19 protein-coding genes and 1 pseudogene are annotated in these 16,096 nt (G+C 64.0%); 12 read left to right on the forward strand and 8 right to left on the reverse strand.

The annotated features are described in order from the left end of the window. Positions 1 to 104 precede the first annotated feature (104 nt). Positions 105 to 824: a hypothetical protein gene (locus tag V7D81_RS12445; protein WP_324316850.1), complete on the reverse strand. Its 720-nt coding sequence runs from the start codon at positions 822 to 824 to the stop codon at positions 105 to 107. Between the two features lie 260 nt (positions 825 to 1,084). On the opposite strand from V7D81_RS12445, the gene V7D81_RS12450 reads away from it, so the two are divergent. The 6 genes from V7D81_RS12450 to V7D81_RS12475 all read left to right on the forward strand — a co-directional run bounded on the left by V7D81_RS12450 (position 1,085) and on the right by V7D81_RS12475 (position 7,941). Continuing rightward, a complete protein-coding gene (locus V7D81_RS12450) occupies positions 1,085 to 1,273 on the forward strand; it encodes an HIG1 domain-containing protein (protein ID WP_324316851.1) in 189 nt (62 codons plus the stop codon). A 109-nt stretch (positions 1,274 to 1,382) separates the two neighbouring features. Further along, the gene (locus V7D81_RS12455; protein WP_324316852.1) at positions 1,383 to 2,330 is read left to right on the forward strand and encodes a 2-dehydro-3-deoxygalactonokinase; all 948 of its coding nucleotides are present in this window, start codon (positions 1,383 to 1,385) and stop codon (positions 2,328 to 2,330) included. After that, complete coding sequence (locus V7D81_RS12460; protein WP_324316853.1) at positions 2,320 to 2,949, forward strand: 2-dehydro-3-deoxy-6-phosphogalactonate aldolase; 630 nt, start codon at positions 2,320 to 2,322, stop codon at positions 2,947 to 2,949. Before V7D81_RS12455 ends, V7D81_RS12460 begins: the two co-directional genes overlap by 11 nt. 56 nt (positions 2,950 to 3,005) lie before the next feature. After that, on the forward strand, positions 3,006 to 4,568 hold the full coding sequence (locus tag V7D81_RS12465; protein ID WP_324316854.1) for a sodium/sugar symporter: 1,563 nt from the start codon (positions 3,006 to 3,008) through the stop codon (positions 4,566 to 4,568). 592 nt (positions 4,569 to 5,160) lie between these two features. Beyond that, positions 5,161 to 7,203, forward strand: a complete 2,043-nt coding sequence (locus V7D81_RS12470; RefSeq protein WP_324316855.1) for a S9 family peptidase — start codon at positions 5,161 to 5,163, stop codon at positions 7,201 to 7,203. 90 nt (positions 7,204 to 7,293) lie between these two features. After that, positions 7,294 to 7,941, forward strand: coding sequence for a rhomboid family intramembrane serine protease (locus V7D81_RS12475; protein ID WP_324316856.1), 648 nt, complete (start codon positions 7,294 to 7,296; stop codon positions 7,939 to 7,941). Between the two features lie 123 nt (positions 7,942 to 8,064). On the opposite strand, the gene V7D81_RS12480 is transcribed toward V7D81_RS12475, so the two are convergent. Continuing rightward, complete coding sequence (locus V7D81_RS12480) at positions 8,065 to 8,541, reverse strand: hypothetical protein (RefSeq protein WP_324316857.1); 477 nt, start codon at positions 8,539 to 8,541, stop codon at positions 8,065 to 8,067. 129 nt (positions 8,542 to 8,670) lie between these two features. Between V7D81_RS12480 and V7D81_RS12485 the strand changes: the two genes are divergently transcribed. From V7D81_RS12485 to V7D81_RS12505, 5 genes are all read left to right on the forward strand, one after another. Beyond that, a complete protein-coding gene (locus tag V7D81_RS12485; protein WP_324316858.1) occupies positions 8,671 to 9,045 on the forward strand; it encodes a bleomycin resistance protein in 375 nt (124 codons plus the stop codon). 59 nt (positions 9,046 to 9,104) lie between these two features. After that, complete coding sequence (locus V7D81_RS12490; protein ID WP_324316859.1) at positions 9,105 to 9,521, forward strand: GNAT family N-acetyltransferase; 417 nt, start codon at positions 9,105 to 9,107, stop codon at positions 9,519 to 9,521. Positions 9,522 to 9,565: 44 nt separating this feature from the next. Beyond that, positions 9,566 to 9,913, forward strand: coding sequence for a VOC family protein (locus V7D81_RS12495; RefSeq protein WP_324316860.1), 348 nt, complete (start codon positions 9,566 to 9,568; stop codon positions 9,911 to 9,913). 63 nt (positions 9,914 to 9,976) lie between these two features. Next, positions 9,977 to 10,483, forward strand: coding sequence for a GNAT family N-acetyltransferase (locus V7D81_RS12500; RefSeq protein ID WP_324316861.1), 507 nt, complete (start codon positions 9,977 to 9,979; stop codon positions 10,481 to 10,483). Between the two features lie 34 nt (positions 10,484 to 10,517). Then, a complete protein-coding gene (locus V7D81_RS12505; protein ID WP_324316862.1) occupies positions 10,518 to 10,922 on the forward strand; it encodes a VOC family protein in 405 nt (134 codons plus the stop codon). Between the two features lie 108 nt (positions 10,923 to 11,030). Here V7D81_RS12505 and V7D81_RS12510 read toward each other — a convergent pair whose 3' ends face one another. The 5 genes from V7D81_RS12510 to V7D81_RS12530 all read right to left on the reverse strand — a co-directional run bounded on the left by V7D81_RS12510 (position 11,031) and on the right by V7D81_RS12530 (position 15,402). After that, the gene (locus V7D81_RS12510) at positions 11,031 to 11,297 is read right to left on the reverse strand and encodes a GlsB/YeaQ/YmgE family stress response membrane protein (protein ID WP_324316863.1); all 267 of its coding nucleotides are present in this window, start codon (positions 11,295 to 11,297) and stop codon (positions 11,031 to 11,033) included. 82 nt (positions 11,298 to 11,379) lie between these two features. Beyond that, positions 11,380 to 11,748: a DUF3592 domain-containing protein gene (locus V7D81_RS12515; RefSeq protein ID WP_324316864.1), complete on the reverse strand. Its 369-nt coding sequence runs from the start codon at positions 11,746 to 11,748 to the stop codon at positions 11,380 to 11,382. Between the two features lie 88 nt (positions 11,749 to 11,836). Further along, the gene (locus V7D81_RS12520; RefSeq protein WP_324316865.1) at positions 11,837 to 14,053 is read right to left on the reverse strand and encodes an OmpA family protein; all 2,217 of its coding nucleotides are present in this window, start codon (positions 14,051 to 14,053) and stop codon (positions 11,837 to 11,839) included. 69 nt (positions 14,054 to 14,122) lie between these two features. Then, the gene (locus V7D81_RS12525; protein WP_324316866.1) at positions 14,123 to 14,446 is read right to left on the reverse strand and encodes a glutaredoxin family protein; all 324 of its coding nucleotides are present in this window, start codon (positions 14,444 to 14,446) and stop codon (positions 14,123 to 14,125) included. A gap of 11 nt (positions 14,447 to 14,457) precedes the next feature. Then, entirely contained in the window at positions 14,458 to 15,402 is a 945-nt protein-coding gene (locus V7D81_RS12530; protein ID WP_324316867.1) for a TraB/GumN family protein, read from the reverse strand. A gap of 87 nt (positions 15,403 to 15,489) precedes the next feature. On the opposite strand from V7D81_RS12530, the gene V7D81_RS12535 reads away from it, so the two are divergent. After that, on the forward strand, positions 15,490 to 15,711 hold the full coding sequence (locus V7D81_RS12535) for a DUF2061 domain-containing protein (protein WP_324316868.1): 222 nt from the start codon (positions 15,490 to 15,492) through the stop codon (positions 15,709 to 15,711). Positions 15,712 to 15,728: 17 nt separating this feature from the next. Here the strand turns inward: V7D81_RS12535 and V7D81_RS12540 are convergent. After that, a pseudogene (locus V7D81_RS12540) lies at positions 15,729 to 15,914 on the reverse strand (aldehyde dehydrogenase family protein); the annotation flags it as partial. Positions 15,915 to 16,096: the final 182 nt, after the last annotated feature.

The raw sequence follows: 16,096 nt of genomic DNA on the forward strand, positions 1-16,096 counted from the left end.
GCTAGTTGCGGCGTGACTCGCCGCGGGTCGTGTCGATCATTCTTTGTAGGTTCCGCCATCGCCTGGCAATTTTGGCCCGGGAGATTCTGGCACGGATGGCGGCGCTAGCCGAAGCTCGCGAACGTGCGCTTCATGGCGTTCACGCGGGCAAGGTAGCCGCGCACGTCGTGATCGCCGCAACGCTGGCCGGGCGTCAGGCGCAGACCGCGCGCCGCGTAACGATTGCCGGCGCCCGCACCGCAGAGATGAATCACGGCGGCCAGATCCTGCTTCTGCTCGGCGCTGGCGCTGCGGATGCCCGCCCGTCGCAACGCCAGCGAGACGCGGCTGTCGAGATAGGCCGATGTCATTTCGACGGCATGGCTTGGGATGACCCGCATGTACAGGCTGTTGAACCAGCAGGTTTCCCACCGGTCCCAGGCGCCGTCCTCGACCACGCGGTGATCGTGGATGCACAACCTCCGCGCTTCGTCGAAGGTGCCGTCCGTGATCTGGTACATGCCCACCGCGCTCGACGCCGGCCGGTAGACCTCATAGGGCTTGTGCGACCACGACCAGCGCCAGTACGTCCGCACGATCGGATTGCCGGAGCCTTCCACCTGCGCCAACGCCGCCAGGAACTGCGGCGAGATCGCCGCGGTGGAATGCCTGCGGAAGATCGGCGCGTACTGCGCCCAGGTTTCGCGCGGCGATTTGTAGAGCGTGCCACTGACCGGAAAGAACAGCTCCGAGGGCTTGCGGACGACCTGGTACAGCCAGTTGCTCGTCAGCCAGAACAGGCCCAGCGCCACGAGGGCCACGATGATCTGCATGGCGCCCGGCATGTGTCGGAAGTTCCGCCACAGTTTCCGCCGGGTCGCGGGAGCGGGCCAGAAACGCGGGATGCGGAATGTTCGCTTGCGACGTCCGGAACTGCGGCGGGCGCGGGATGACCTGGTTCTTGGCATTGAACGGGAATGATGCCACGCGGACCGGAGGGACTACCTTTGATGAATCAACGCCCGCGGCAAATCCAGCCTCGACCTCGTCGCTGCTGTTGGTATAGTCCCGGCGACGACACAACAAGGCTCAGGGGGTTTGAACCATGGACTTGCTGACAATCGTGATCGTTCTGGCCATCGGCGCGACGGTGGCCACCATGTTCATCGGGCTGCTCGCCATGTCCGGCGGCGGCAGCGCCGACAAGGAATTCAGCACGCCGCTGATGTGGACCCGCGTGGGGTTCCAGGCATTGACGCTGGTGCTGCTGGTCGTCGCGGTGATGATGAGATGAGGCTCTGACGTCGCGAACCGGGGCCGCGGGATCGGCAGGCCCCGGTTCCGCCCTGTCCGCCGCCGGCGGGCTGGCTTCCGCCAATTATCATATTTATCATAGCGGCCGCATGACCAAGGCCGCCTTCATTGCCGGGGACTGGGGAACGACGAATCTGCGTCTGTTCCTGGTCGACGATGACTCGACCGTCCGGGCCGCGGCCGATGGCCCCGGCGTGGCGCAGGTGCCGGGGCGATTCGACTCCGTGCTGACTGAACTCACGTCCTCCTGGCGGCAGGAACATGGACCGCTGCCCGTCATCCTGTGCGGCATGGTCGGCTCGACCATCGGCTGGATGAACGTGCCGTATGTCCCCTGCCCTGCCCCGCCGGCGCGAATCGCCGGCGCCATGGCAAGCATTGCAGAACGGTCCGTCTTCATTGCGCCGGGACTGTCGTGCCGCAACCGGTACGGCGCACCCGACGTGATGCGCGGCGAAGAAACCCAGATTCTCGGCGCACTGCATCAGAACCCGTCACTGGCTCGCGGTCGTCATCTTCTGTGCCTGCCGGGCACGCATGCCAAGTGGGTCGTGCTGCGCGACAGCTCCGTCGAGGAGTTCCTGACCGCCGTCACCGGCGAACTGTTCGCGGTCATCGATCAGCACAGCGTGCTGGTGCGCGCCGGCGATCGCCCCGCGGGCTTCGACGAAGCGGCTTTCGATGCCGGCGTGCAACGCGCCTTGAGCCATCCGCAGGCGGCCCTGGTGCACCTGCTGTTCGAATGTCGCAGCCGGCAGGTGACCGGCGATCTCGCGCGCGAGCAGGCGCCCGATTTTCTGTCGGGACTGCTCATCGCGCACGACGTGCTCGGCGCGTTGCGCCTGTTCACGGACGTCGCGACCGGGGACAGTCCGGTGACGATCATCGCCAATTCGAGCCTTGCGGAACGGTATCGACGGGCGCTGCAGGCGCTGCGCATGAACACCGCCATCGTCGACGGCTCGCAGGCTTCGCTCGGCGGGCTGACACTGTTGCACTCGATCCGCTTTTCCACCGGTGGCGTCCATGCCGACTGATCTGCTGAATTCCCTGCCGCTGGTCGCCATCCTGCGCGGCCTCGCACCCACGCGCGCCATCGAGGTCGGCGAGACGCTTTTTTCCGCAGGGCTGCGCGCCATCGAGGTGCCGCTCAATTCGCCGCAGCCTTTCGACAGCATTCGCGCGCTGAGCAACCGCTTCGGCGACACATGCCTGTGCGGTGCCGGCACGGTGCTGAGCATCGACGACGTACAGAGGACCTTCGATGCCGGCGGCCGGCTGATCGTCTCGCCCAATTGCGATCCGCAGGTCATCGCCGCGGCATTGCGTCTCGGCATGACGGCACTGCCCGGCGTCGCCACGGCGACGGAAGCCTTCGCAGCGATCGGCGCCGGCGCCACGCGCCTCAAGCTGTTTCCCGCCGCGACCTACGGCAGTCGCCATCTGAAGGCATTGAAGGATGTGCTGCCGTCGAACGTCGGCGTGATGCCGGTCGGCGGCGTCGGCGCCGACGACATTGCCGAATGGCTGAAGGCCGGCGCCGCGGGCTTCGGCTTCGGCTCGGAACTGTTCAAGCCTGCATACACGCGCGAAGAGATCGCAGAGCGCGCGCAACGTGTCGTCGCAGCGTATCGCGCTGCAGCCGGCCCGCACTGAACGACAACAGGAGCGGGTCATGGTGATCCGCTCACGACAACCGTTGGGGGATCATCGTGACGCTGTCTACTCTCGATATCGCCATCGTGGCGATCTATGCCGTGGGCATCTTCATCCTCGCGCAATGGGTTTCGCGCGAGAAAGGCCAGCACGAGAAGAATGCGCAGGATTACTTCCTCGCGAGCCGCGCCCTGCCCTGGTGGGCCATCGGCACTTCGCTGATCGCCGCCAACATCTCCGCCGAACAGATCATCGGCATGTCGGGCTCCGGCTACGTCATCGGCCTCGGCATCGCCTCCTATGAATGGATGGCGGCGCTGACGCTGATCATCGTCGGCAAGTACTTCCTGCCCATCTTCCTCAAGAACGGCATCTACACGATGCCCGAGTTCCTGGAGAAACGTTACAGCCCCGCCGTGCGCAACGTCATGGCCGTGTTCTGGCTGGGCGTGTACGTGTTCGTCAACCTGACATCGATCCTGTGGCTCGGCGCCACGGCCGTGCACACGGTGACGGGCGTCGAGATCCAGACGGCGCTGATCGCGATAGGCATCTTCGCCGGCGCCTATGCACTCTACGGCGGACTCAAGGCCGTCGCGCTCACGGACGTGATCCAGGTGACGCTGCTGGTCCTCGGCGGCCTGCTGATCAGCTACATCGCGCTCGACAGGATTTCGGATGGTGCAGGTGTCTTCGCCGGCTTCAACCTGCTGCTCACGCAGTTCCCCGAGAAGTTCGACATGATCCTGTCGGCCGACAATCCGAACTACAAGGACCTGCCCGGCCTGTCGGTGCTGCTCGGCGGCCTGTGGGTGATGAACGTGTCCTACTGGGGCTTCAATCAATACATCATCCAGCGCGCGCTCGCTGCCAAGAGCGTGCGCGAGGCGCAGAAAGGCATCGTGCTCGCCGCCTTCCTGAAGCTGCTGATGCCACTGATCATCGTGCTGCCAGGCATCGCCGCGCTCGTGCTCGCACCGAACCTGGCGCGCCCGGACGAAGCCTATCCGCATCTCATGGCGCTGTTGCCGACCGGCATTCTCGGCCTGGTGTTCGCCGCGCTCGTCGCCGCGGTGATCGCCTCGCTCGGCTCGAAGATCAATTCGATCGCGACCATCTTCACGATGGATCTGTACCGCTCGGTGCGCCCGCAGACTTCGCAGCGCGACCTGGTGCGCATCGGCCGCATCGCCGCCGTGATCGGACTGATCGTGGCGATCTTCTCTGCCCGCCCGCTGCTCGGCAGCTTCGACCAGGCCTTCCAGTACATCCAGGAGTTCACCGGATTCTTCACGCCCGGCATCTGCGTGATCTTCCTGCTCGGCATGTTCTGGGAACGCACCACGGCCGCCGCCGCGCTCGTCGCCGCCATCGCCTCGGCAGCATTGTCATTGGCATTCAAGCTCGCGCTGCCCGAAGTGCCGTTCATGAACCGGGTCGGCTACGTGTTCCTGCTGTGCTTCGCCATCGCCATCGTGCTGTCGCTGCTGCAGCCGAAGCGCACGGCCGCGCTGCGCGTCGAACTCAAGGACATCGACTATTCGACGAGCCGCGGCTTCAACATCGCCGCGCTGATCGTGATCGCCATCCTGACGTTCCTGTACTGGCGGTTCTGGTAAACAAGGACTCGCGCTCCCTCTTCCTGCTCTTCCTGTGGGGCCGGCTTCAGCCCAATGGCACTGCATTAAGGATTTTTCTGCGTTGATCGCCTCTCGTCTGATCCCCTCCTCCGCGTAGCGGGGGAGGGTTAGGGTGGGGGCCTCAACGCAAACTGCGCTGCCCGGTTTGACACCCCCATCCTGTCCTTCCCCCGCTGCGCGGAGGAAGGGACGCTCAATTCGACCTCATCTCAATCATTTGGCGCTTAATGCAACACCATTGGGCTTCAGCCGGCCTCTTCTCTTTTTCTTCATCCATCACCGGACCCACCGCCGCAGTGAGTGTCGGTGCCGAGGGGCTTTGCTGGACCGTCGCGCGCATGGATGCGCGCGCCGGAGCCTACATGGATGTATTACGGCGTTCCAGCAAAGCCCCTCGGCACCGGCGCTCACGGCATCGTGCGCACTCCGAAGACCCCCTCCCTGACCCTCCCCCGCCATCGCGGAGGAGGGAAGAAAACCCATCTTGCATACAGCCGCGCGCCGCGCTTTCGCATTCCCTGAGCGTCGATGGAGAATGCGCCGGCTCCCTCATCTGCCGCTTCGAGGTCCCATGCGCTTCACTCCGGCTGCACTCGTCCTTGTGCTCTTCTCATCCCTCGCCACCGCCGCACCGGCCGAGGCCCCCTCGCGCAGATTCGAGGGCCGCGACCTGTTCGGACTGCAGGTCGCTGCCGATCCGCAGATCCGGCCCGACGGCCGCTTCGTCGCGTACACGCGCATTTCCTACGACGTGATGACCGATCGCGCACGCCAGTCGATCTGGCTGATCGACGTCGACAGCGGCACGCAGGTCCCCGTGGTCGCAGGCGGCGGTTCGCACTCGTCGCCGCGCTGGTCGCGCGACGGCAAGCGCCTCGCGTATGTCTCGACCTCGGACGAGGGTCGGCCGCAGCTGTTCGTACGCTGGATGGAAACGGGTCAGTCGGCCCGCCTCGCCGAACTCGTCGATGCCCCGGGCGACCTCGCCTGGTCGAACAACGGCAATGCGATCGCCTTCACGATGTTCGCCCCCGACGACAAACCGGACCTGGGCGAAGCGCCGCCGAAGCCCGAAGGCGCGCAGTGGGCCGCACCGCTGCAGGTGATCACCGACATCACGTATCGCGCGGACGGCGCTGGCTATCTGAAGCCCGGGTATACACATGTGTACGTCGTGCCCGCGGACGGCGGCACGCCGCGCCAGCTCACCTTCGGCGCATTCAACGAAAATGGCCCGCTGGCCTGGTCGCGCGATGACGCGCATCTCTACTGCTCCGGCAATCGCAACGACAACTGGCAGCGCGAACCGGTCAACACCGAGCTCTATCGCATCACCGTTGCCGACGCGCGCATTCAGGCCGTCACCAACCGCGTCGGCCCCGATGCCGCACCGAGCATATCGCCGGACGGCTCGAAGCTCGCCTACCTGGGCTTCGACGACAAGCTGATGGGCTACAGCAATGCGCGCGCCTACACCATGGCCGTCGACGGCGGTGCGCCGCAGTCGCTGAGCGACGGACTCGACCGCAGCATCGACGCGCTCGCCTGGAGCGGCGACAGCCGCAGCCTCGTGATTCAGTACGACGACGAAGGCCGCACGCGACTCGCACGACTGACGTCGAACGGCCGCATCGAGCCGCTGGCCGACAACCTGAGCGGCGCCGGCCTCGATCGCCCGTACACCGGCGGCGCGTTCAGTGTCGCGAACAACGGCGCCGTCGCGTTCACGGGCGGCACCGCACAGCGTCCGTCAGATGTGTTCATCGAAAGTCGCGGTCGCGTGCGCCAGCTGACGCATCTGAACGACGCCTTCCTCGGCGCCAAGACACTCGGCGACGTGAAGCCGCTGGCAGTGAAGTCGAGCGTCGATCAACGACCCATCGGCGCCTGGCTCGTGACGCCGCCCGACTTCGATCGCACCAAGAAATATCCGCTGATCCTCGAAATCCACGGCGGACCCTATGCCGCGTACGCGCCGCTGTTCTCGACCGACTACCAACTCTACGCAAGCGCCGGTTACGTCGTGCTCTACACCAACCCGCGCGGCTCGACTTCCTACGGCGAGGAATTCGCCAACCTCATCCAGCACGCGTATCCGAGCCAGGACTACGACGACCTGATGAGTGCCGTCGACGCGGCCATCGCCGAAGGCTATGTCGATGCGAACAACCTGTTCGTCACCGGCGGTTCCGGCGGCGGCGTACTCACGGCCTGGATCGTCGGCAAGACCAACCGCTTCACGGCCGCGGCGACACAGAAGCCCGTCATCAACTGGGCCAGCACGGTGCTGACGACCGACATCACCACTTACATGCCGAAGTACTGGTTCGCCAGGCTGCCGTGGGAAGAACCCGAGAGCTACTGGGAGCGCTCGCCGCTGTCGCTCGTCGGTTCAGTGACGACGCCCACGCTGGTCGTCGTCGGCGATCAGGATTTCCGTACGCCCGTCAGCGACTCGGAGCAGTACTACGCCGCACTGCAGCTCAAGGGCGTACCGACCGCGCTGGTGAAAGTGCCCGGCGCCTCGCACGGCGGGCTGACGGCAAGACCCTCGCAGTCCGCCGCGAAGGCCAGCGCGATATTGGCGTGGTTCGAGAAGTACCGGAAGAAGTAGTCCCTCCGTGTGCTCTTCGAGCATCAGCCGGAAGGGCGCATGGCTGACCAGCACCTCGCAACTATCTTGAGACCAGCTCGCAGGAAGCGCATGAAGAACACGTACTCGTCACCCATCGCGCCGTTCGCGACGATTCTCGCGGTCGCGATCATTCTCGTGTGGTGCGTCGTTGCGCTGCTGCTCGACCAGCACCTTCTAGCGGCCCAGAAATCGAAATTGTTGATGACCGTGGGGGCCGCGGATGGAGAGTTGCTCTCCAATGGACAATGGTGGCGAATCGTCACATCCCAGTTCTTGCATGTGCATTTCCTGCACATGCTGTTCAATGCCGGATGCGTAGTAGTCATCGGCTCCTTCATCGAGAAGCGGTACGGATGGTGGAGCGTTGCAGCAGTGTATTTTTGCGGCGGCTCCATCGGCCAGATTGCAAGCGTCGTTTCCTACCCGGATCTCGTCAGCTCTGGCGCATCGCAAGCATTGATGGCGCTTTGTGGAGCGGCGCTCCTGATTGAGACCGCCCGTAGTCCCAAGCTGCTCGTCCTTGCAATCATTGCGATCCAGGTTGCGCTGGACGTTTATGTCGCACAGAAAGTCAAAGCAGGACACAGCTTCGGATTTCTCGGCGGCCTGCTGGCTGGTTCCGCTCTTTTGCTTTTCCGCGGTTCGCAATCAATCTCAGAGCCGAGCAAGCCCATGCAGCCGACGTGCGAAGACGCACGGACTGATGGGCGACGTTAGGCGATGACGGAACGAGTGCTGATGGTTTGGGATATCGCGGTGGGCGCATTACTTCGATTGCGAATCTGACAGGGCGTCTGGTGACTACACCGATGCGCTTCGCCTTATCTGGCGGCGAAATCGTCACGAATCCGCAAGAGTACGGTCCAGATTCGCCGCCGACTTGCAGTCAAGCACAGTGAAACCGTTCTGGCGCAACTGGGCAATCTCCTCCGCTGTCGGAACCTTGACCGTGCTCCGAATACTCATATCCGGAGTGACTGCTGCCAGGCTTGCCAGCCTGTCGATGCTGCCGGGAATGAAATAGGACGAGTTGTAGAAGTTCGCTTCGAGCTGCCCACCGACAAGGCGCACGGCGACGAAGGCACACGTCGATATCGACGATACCGTCGCCCTTTCGCCGCCGCTACCGATCTCAAGAGTGATGTAGTCAGATCCCATTGGTCCTCGGCGATATAGATAGAATCCGCCTTGCTGACCGGCATTCGAAAACGCCAGCAATTCCTTGTCCGGGCGGGGCGGCTCCTGCTGGCGCGCGCAAGAACACAGCGCCAGGACGCAAAGACCATAGGCAGTTGGAAACCAGCCGCGATTGCGCATTGCCTTCCCTCGTCAATATTCGGATAGCATCGTTGACCGACCAACATCGCGCAATTACCTTGAGACAGGCCGCAGGTCGCCGCGGTCGATGTATAAGTTGGGAGATAGAGAGTAAGGAGGTTGATTGCCATGAACACCAGCGATATCAAACCCCAGTTCGAGGCGGTGACACCTCGTCTGCCGGTCGCGAATGTAGAAAAGGCCCTGGCATTCTACGTGGACCAACTTGGGTTTCAGGTGGGATGGAAATGGGGCAATCCGGTCACGCACGGAAACGTATGCCGCGATTCCATTAGCCTCGATTTGATTTCGGCGCCCGAGGGGCGACACGGAACGGCGATGGCGTACGTTCAGCTCAGCGGCGTCGATGCATACTTTTCAGAATTGAAGGGAAGAGATCTCGGCGTAAGCAAACCGGAAGATCGGCCGTATGGAATGCGGGATTTCGAGGTCGTCGACCCAGACGGCAACCGGCTCGCTTTCGGCGAACCAACGGTCAGCTAGCAACGCAATGTAGCGTCCAACAACACGCTCGCGGCACAGCGTGGGCGTCAGGACCCGGAATGCAAATTCGAGAAGCGACCGTAGAGGACATTCCGGCGATGCACCGCATTCGCCTGTCCGTGCGCGAGAACACGCTGCCCTCACCTGATCTCATTACACCAGTCCACTATGAAAAGGCTTTGGCCAATGGCTGCGGCTGGGTGGTTGAGTCAGACTCAAGAGTCGTCGGTTTTGCCTTCGGCCTGAGCACCGGTAACGTTTGGGCGCTCTTCGTGGATCCGTCATACGAGGGGCGCGGTTACGGCTCGGCTCTACACGGTGTGTTGGTGGCATGGCTGGAGCAGCATGCGCAGCAACCAATCTGGCTGTCTACCAATCTGAATACCCGAGCAGAGGCGTTCTATCGCGCGCGAGGATGGCAGGACTGCGGCATCGTGGCATCCGGAGAGCGGCGTTTTGAGTGGGCTAAGCCCTAATCAGAGAAGCAGAGGTCGTTCGTATGAATCTTGGAGCTGCTCGCGTGTTCGTTCGGGACTTTGCCGAGGCAAAGGCGTTCTACTCCCAATGCCTGGGCCTGACGGTCGAAGCTGCGGACGAAGAGCATGGCTTCTGCATGTTTGACACCGGCGCCGCAAAACTCATCGTCGAGGCGGTTGGTAACGAAGACAAGGAAGGCCAGGAACTGGTAGGTCGCTTCACCGGGCTCTCGTTTCCGGTGGAGGACATTCAATCCACGCATCGCCAACTTTGCGCTGTCGGCGTGAAATTCAGCGGTGCTCCGGAACAGCAGTACTGGGGCGGCTGGCTTGCAACATTCAAAGATCCGTCAGGCAATGGTCTTCAGCTCGTTCAGGAACCGGCCCAGTGAATTGCTGCACGCGGCGCGCGAAACGCGCTCGCGTGAGCAATGCGCCGGGCGCGAGAGGACGCGATGATCAGGCCTTACCGTGAATCGGATGTCGAAGCCGTGGCACTGTTGTTCACGGATTCGGTCCACCGTCTCGCTGGCAGCCACTACGATGCAAGTCAGCGCGCCGCATGGGCACCTTGCCCACCCGATCTGAACAGCTGGACGCGGCGGCTGGCTCATCTGAAAACGCTGGTCGCTGAAGTAGATGGGAAAATCGCAGGCTTCATCTCGTATGAGCAGAACGGACACATAGATCTGCTCTATACGTCCTCCGTGTATTCGCGTCGTGGGATTGCCTCGGCATTGTGCGGCGAGGTTGAGGAAAAGCTGCTTCGTGACGGCACGTCGGCGCTCTCCACAGAAGCGAGTCTTGTCGCGCGTCCCTTCTTTGAGCACCGTGGCTTCCAGGTCACTGAAGAGCAGTGTGTCCAAGTACACGGCGTTGCATTTCGGCGGTATGCAATGAAAAAGCCACTTATCGCCCCACCAATGCTTGCAGGTAGCACGTTCAGCCCAACGCGCGCTTGAAGCACCGGCGTGCTGCCGCAGAGGAGAAAAACGCATGAGCATCGAGGTTCGAGGAGTCTGCCCGCTGCTTCAGGTCTTCGACATGCCGACATCGCTCCGCTTCTACCGCGATGTGCTTGGCTTCGAGATTGTCCAGACCTCGCAGCGTGACGGAGATCGGTTCGACTGGGGCCTGTTGCGACTCAACGATGCGGAAGTGATGCTCAATACCGCTTATGAGCAAGAGCATCGTCCAGGCCAGCCGGAGTCGGCCCGGACCAAGGCGCACAGCGACACGGTCCTGTACTTTGGCTGTCCCGACGTTGACGCGGCTTATCGCCATCTGCGCGCTCACGCGGTAGACGTGAAGGAACCACAGGTCGCGTCCTACGGCATGAAACAGCTGTACGTCCGCGATCCGGACGGTTATGAACTGTGCTTTCAGTGGCCGGCGGCATGACACGCAACGGCGAAGCGCTGCCGAGCAGGTTTCAGGACATCGACTGAACCGGCCACACAGACAGGTCTTGGAACGGAGGGCAGGCACACGCCCGCCCTCCCCGGCAGCTCAACGCACCGAACCTCTGCGGAAGAGATTGACGATGGCGAGCAGGATGATCGCGCCGCCGAGCGACACCAGGAACGTGCCGACGCTGACGCCTTTGTTGATGGTGCCGATGCCCAGCATGGGCGAAATGATGAAGCCGGCCAGCAGCGCGCCGACGATCCCCACGATGACGTTCAGCAGGATGCCCTGCTGCGCGTCGGTGCGCATGATGATGCTGGCGAGCCAGCCCACCACGCCGCCGACGATCAACCAGACGATGATGCCCATGAGCCGCTTCTCCTGTTTTATGGATGGAGTCGATCACCGGAAAAAGTGACCGGGGCAGCTTGGGTGCGGGTCGGTTGACCCGTCAATGCGTAAAGCGTGAAACCAGTTTCGCGATGACGGCGCGACGTGGATTTTTCGGCAAATAGCGGACCGTGACCTGCGTTCCGACCGCGGGCAGCGAAGGCATGTCGCCGTCGAGGACGCGGCGGTCGGTGTGACAGCAGCGCACCAGCGCCGCCGCTCCTTCCGGCTGGTATTCGAAATAGATGCGCGGGAAGGCGCCGGCCACCGGCGGCCGCCACACACGGACGATGCGCCCTTCGGCCACCCGCCCTTCCCGGACGATCTGCTGCGCCGTGAGCAGTCCGCGGACGGTCAGTTTTCCGGACAGGATCATGGCGAGCACGGCGCCGCCGCAGAAAGCGATCAGGGATGGCAGTTCGATGGGCATGGAAGGATTCGCGCGGGAACGATCGACGCGACCGAGATTGCCTGCGCCGGCGGGCGCGGGTCGTGCGACAGATCACGAATTTCCGGCTTTAAGGAGATGCCTTGTCCGGAAGGTCGAGCGGATTCCCGGCGGGGCAATCCGGCAGGCGATCGTTCGCCGGCATCGCCTCGTCCAGTTCGTCCGCCAGTGCGGTCGGCACGAGGATCTCGACCCGGCGGTTGAGCGCATCGGCCTGGGCCGATGAAGAGAAATCCTCGGGCCGACGCTTGCCGAGACTCACGATCTCGATCTGCCGGCGCTCGAAACCGGCGCGCACCAGCACGTCCCGCAGCGATTCGGCACGACGCATGGCCATGACGTCATTGGAACGGCAGGTGCCGGCGCGATCGGAATGACCGACGACCACGACGCGCTCCGGTTGCAGTTGCCGCAGGCGGCGCGCGAACTGGGTCGCCTCGCCGGCGGCACGGCCGTGCAGTTCGGTATCACCGGCGCAGAAACGGAAGATCCTCGCCGCCGCACGCAGCGCGGGATCGGAATACGTCGCGACCGCGGGGCTGCCCCTGGGCACCGCACCGTCCCAGGCCGCTTCGGTCGGCTCTTCCATCGCCGGCGCCGCCTGCGCTCCGGTGGTGTCCTCGTGAAAATCGAGCAGCTGGCCGCGCAGCGCCGCGACGCCGCTGTCGGAACAGCTGTCGGCCAGCAGTTCGCGAGCCGCCGCCAGATCGGGTCGCGGCCGCTGGCCTGTCTTCGGATCGATCGGCCGGCGCAGCAGTCGGGAAGCCTGCGTGAGCTGCACCGCCACGCCGAGCGCCGTCTCGGCGTAGTGCTCGGTGAGTTTTCCGATCACGTCGTCGCCCTGGAGATCGGGCACGCGCCCCTGCATCAGCAGCAGTCGTCCGATGTCGTTGCGCAGATGCCCCTCGGCATCGCTGATGAGACGCAGCGCCTCGACGTCGATGTCGGTGTCCGGCGCCGTCACGCGCACGATCACCGGCTCGGCGACGACGGCGGCAACGTCCTCGCCGAGATTCAATCGCGCACGCACTTCGTACTCGCCGGCGACCGGGAACGTCCAGGCGTCCTTGTCGAAGAAGATCGGCACGGTCTGTTCCGTTCGTTCGCCGGGCGCCAGCATCGCCTGCGCATCGTCGATCGGATCGAACCAGGCGATCGGTTCGATCGTGTTCCAGTCGCCGCCGTCGGCGCGGCGCACTTCGATCGTCAGCAGGCCATAGCCCGGCGTCAGTCGCCCGACGAGCGGCAGCGTCCGCTCGCCGCGATTGATGGCGATGACGCGGATCGCGACCGGATACCCGAGCGGATACGGCGCCGTCATGGCCTGCAGCGTGACGCTGACATCGGGCGGCGCAATTTCATCTGCCGCTTCCGCTTCCTCGTCGGTCTCCGCAGCCTGCGCCTGCGGAAAGCCCAGCAGTCCGCGGAAACGAAGCATCGCCAGACGCCATCGCGGCGTCTGCGGCGGCACCACGATGGCGGCGCGCACATCGCCGCAGGTCGACGGCGAACCGACCAGAAACGGTGAATTGCCGGGGCCGGGCAGCACACGCGATGCCGGAGCGCTCTGGAAGAACTCGATCGTCGATGGACTGAGCGACATCAACGGCTGCTCGCGCAGGGTCCAGTGCTGGCGATTGGTGTGGTCGGAGATGCAGCGCGTCGGTGCCTCGATGGTCAGCCGCTCGTCCGGCATCTGCACGGCCTGGCCGTGCCGGCGATTCAGAGCGTGCAGCATTTCATGGATGAAGGTGCGCAGCTGCAGCAGCGACACGGCGTCGGGCTCGTGTTCGCTGAACCGTCGCATGATCTCCGCGGGCGCCACGGCGAAACCCGTTCGATCCGCCGCATCGAACATGAGGCCGAACAATGCTTCGCCGCTGTCCGACACGATCGCGGGCGCCAGCATCGCATACAGATGCGCGTCGGCACCGGCTTGCGGCGTGCGCGTGCGCCACTCCTGCGCGTAGGCATAGAGGTCGGCGCGATCCAGTTTTTCATTGGCCGCCAGCGGCAGATCGCGCGCCTGCGGACGCACGCGCACGTCGATGCCACCCGACCCGATCACCGAGGCGACCGACACCTCGCCATCGGGCGTGGCTACCTGCAATTCCATGGGTTCGACGCGCTCGAAGCGGTCCAGCTCCAGATCCAGGGCGAAGCGCTGTCGCGCGCAGGCGGGATCGGCACAGGCCGGCTGCGGACCGAACCAGGCCCAGAGAAAGAAGCACAGGACCGCGAGGACGGCGGCGCTGCTGACGACGGAAACGACGTTGCGAAATCTCATGATGCGAAATGCCGCCGGGACGCGGCGCGTTCCCTGTCGGGCAGGCGGAACGCAGCGTGCAGCACGGACTCAATGCAGCGCGGCGAGAATCCCGTCTTCGTCGTAGCCGTGGATGATCGTGCCGCGCACGTCGATCACCGGAACGCCATTGCCGCCGAGTTCATCGTAGCGGGCGCGGCCTTCGTCCGATTTCTCGATGTCGTACTCGACGTACGCCACGCCCTGCTCATCGAACAGCTCCCGGGTCTTGCGACAGTAGCCGCACCAGGACGTCGCATACAGGATGACATCGCCGCTGCCGGTGACTGCCGGTTCGCCGTCGAAGAAACGGTCGATGCGGTCCCAGTTGAGCCACAGGCCGAGCGCGAGCAGACAGACGACGAGGGTTCTCATGGGCTGCGATTCTACCCCTCTCGATCCTCCGGCCGCTCGACCCGATACCCGGCCGCCGCCAGAATCGACAGCGCGCCGCCGCGCTTGGTCAGCAGGTAGATCGGCAACGCCGCGAACGTCGTGCGGTTGCGATTCAGGGCACGCTCGAAGTTGGCGGCCAGGCGGGTGTCTTCGTTGCGGATGATGCGCGCCACTTCCTCGTCCGAGAGAAAGGGCCAGCTGCGCGCGAACGCGGCAGCATAGGACTCATCGCTCGGCGCCAGCTGCATGAGCGTTGCCAGATCGCCATCGGCCCAGGCATTCGCCCGTCGGCTCGACATCGCCAGATCGGCTTCGAGGCGATCCATGGTCTGCACCAGAAAACGCACTCCGGCTTCGCGCGATTCGCGCTGACTGATCTTCTCGTGCGATTCGCGCTCGACTTCGAACTGCTGCCGTCGCACCGGCACGCCGTACAGACGCGCGAGTCCGTGGATCGAGCGCCAGACATCGTCAGTCGATGTCAGCCCCGCGTGCTCGTATGCGCCCGCCTGCAGGAACAGCGCCGCCGCAGCGGGCAGCAGCTGCTCGGTATCCAGGCGCGGATCGATGTATCGGTCGCGCATCGCTATCCAGCGTCGATAGACCTTCTTCGGCAATGCACGCCGCAGCGACTGCGGCTCGATCGGCTGCAGGCCCGTGGTGCGCAGCGATACCGAGTAGGCCCCCAGCACTTCGTCCGAAGCCGCGATGGCCGCTTCGACTTCGGCCGAGCGCCACTTCATGTGCTGCGGCAGAGGCGTCTGCGTCCCGAGGATCCACAACGTGCCGTGTTCGCTCGACACCCGCCACAGTCGCGGACCGGGCCGTTCGGCGACGACGGTCACCTGCGCCGAAGGCGGCGGCACGACGTCGGCCGCGTGTACGGCGGCGGCGAGCAGCGCGATGGATGAAATGGCGATGGCCCCGCAGTTCATGCTTGCACAGGCTTTCAGATTCAAAGGCTTATGGAATGGTTGATTTTCAAATGAGAATCATTATCATTTGATGTCGAGGGTAAAGCCATGATCAAGACACTGACATTCACCACCATGCACATCAGCATCGCCTTCACGGTCGTCTACCTGATGACCGGCAGCGTGATGGTCGGCGGCGCGGTCGCGCTGATCGAGCCGCTGTGCAACTCGGTCGGGTATTTCTTCCATGAGCGCGTGTGGGAACGGATCCGCAATCCTGCTGTGGGGCCGGCTTCAGCCGGCCTCTTTCAGAGTCAGGCTGAAGCCTGACCTACAGAAGAGGGCCGGCGTTTCACCGCGATGCAGACCTGGCCGGTGTTGTACATCGCCGCCTGAAAAATCTTCGGCGCCACCTCGGCGATGTCGGCATCGTCGAGCACGATGGCCGCGTCGTTGCCGCCGAGTTCCAGCGTGACGCGCTTGACCGAATCCGCCGCGCTCGCCATCACCTTCCTGCCGGTCGCCGTCGAGCCACATGGAATTTCATCGGTGGTGGAGAGGCGTGCGGTTGTAGCACAGATCGCCATCGATCCGGCGGTCCGGCTGTAGGTCAGGCTTGTAGGTCAGGCTTGTAGGTCAGGCTTTAGCCTGACTCCCTAGAAGGCCGGCTGAAGCCGGCCCCACAGGAGGAGAAGAGGCAGCAGACGACTTCAGA

This window comes from Povalibacter sp., from assembly GCF_036735925.1.
Lineage (GTDB): Bacteria > Pseudomonadota > Gammaproteobacteria > Steroidobacterales > Steroidobacteraceae > Steroidobacter.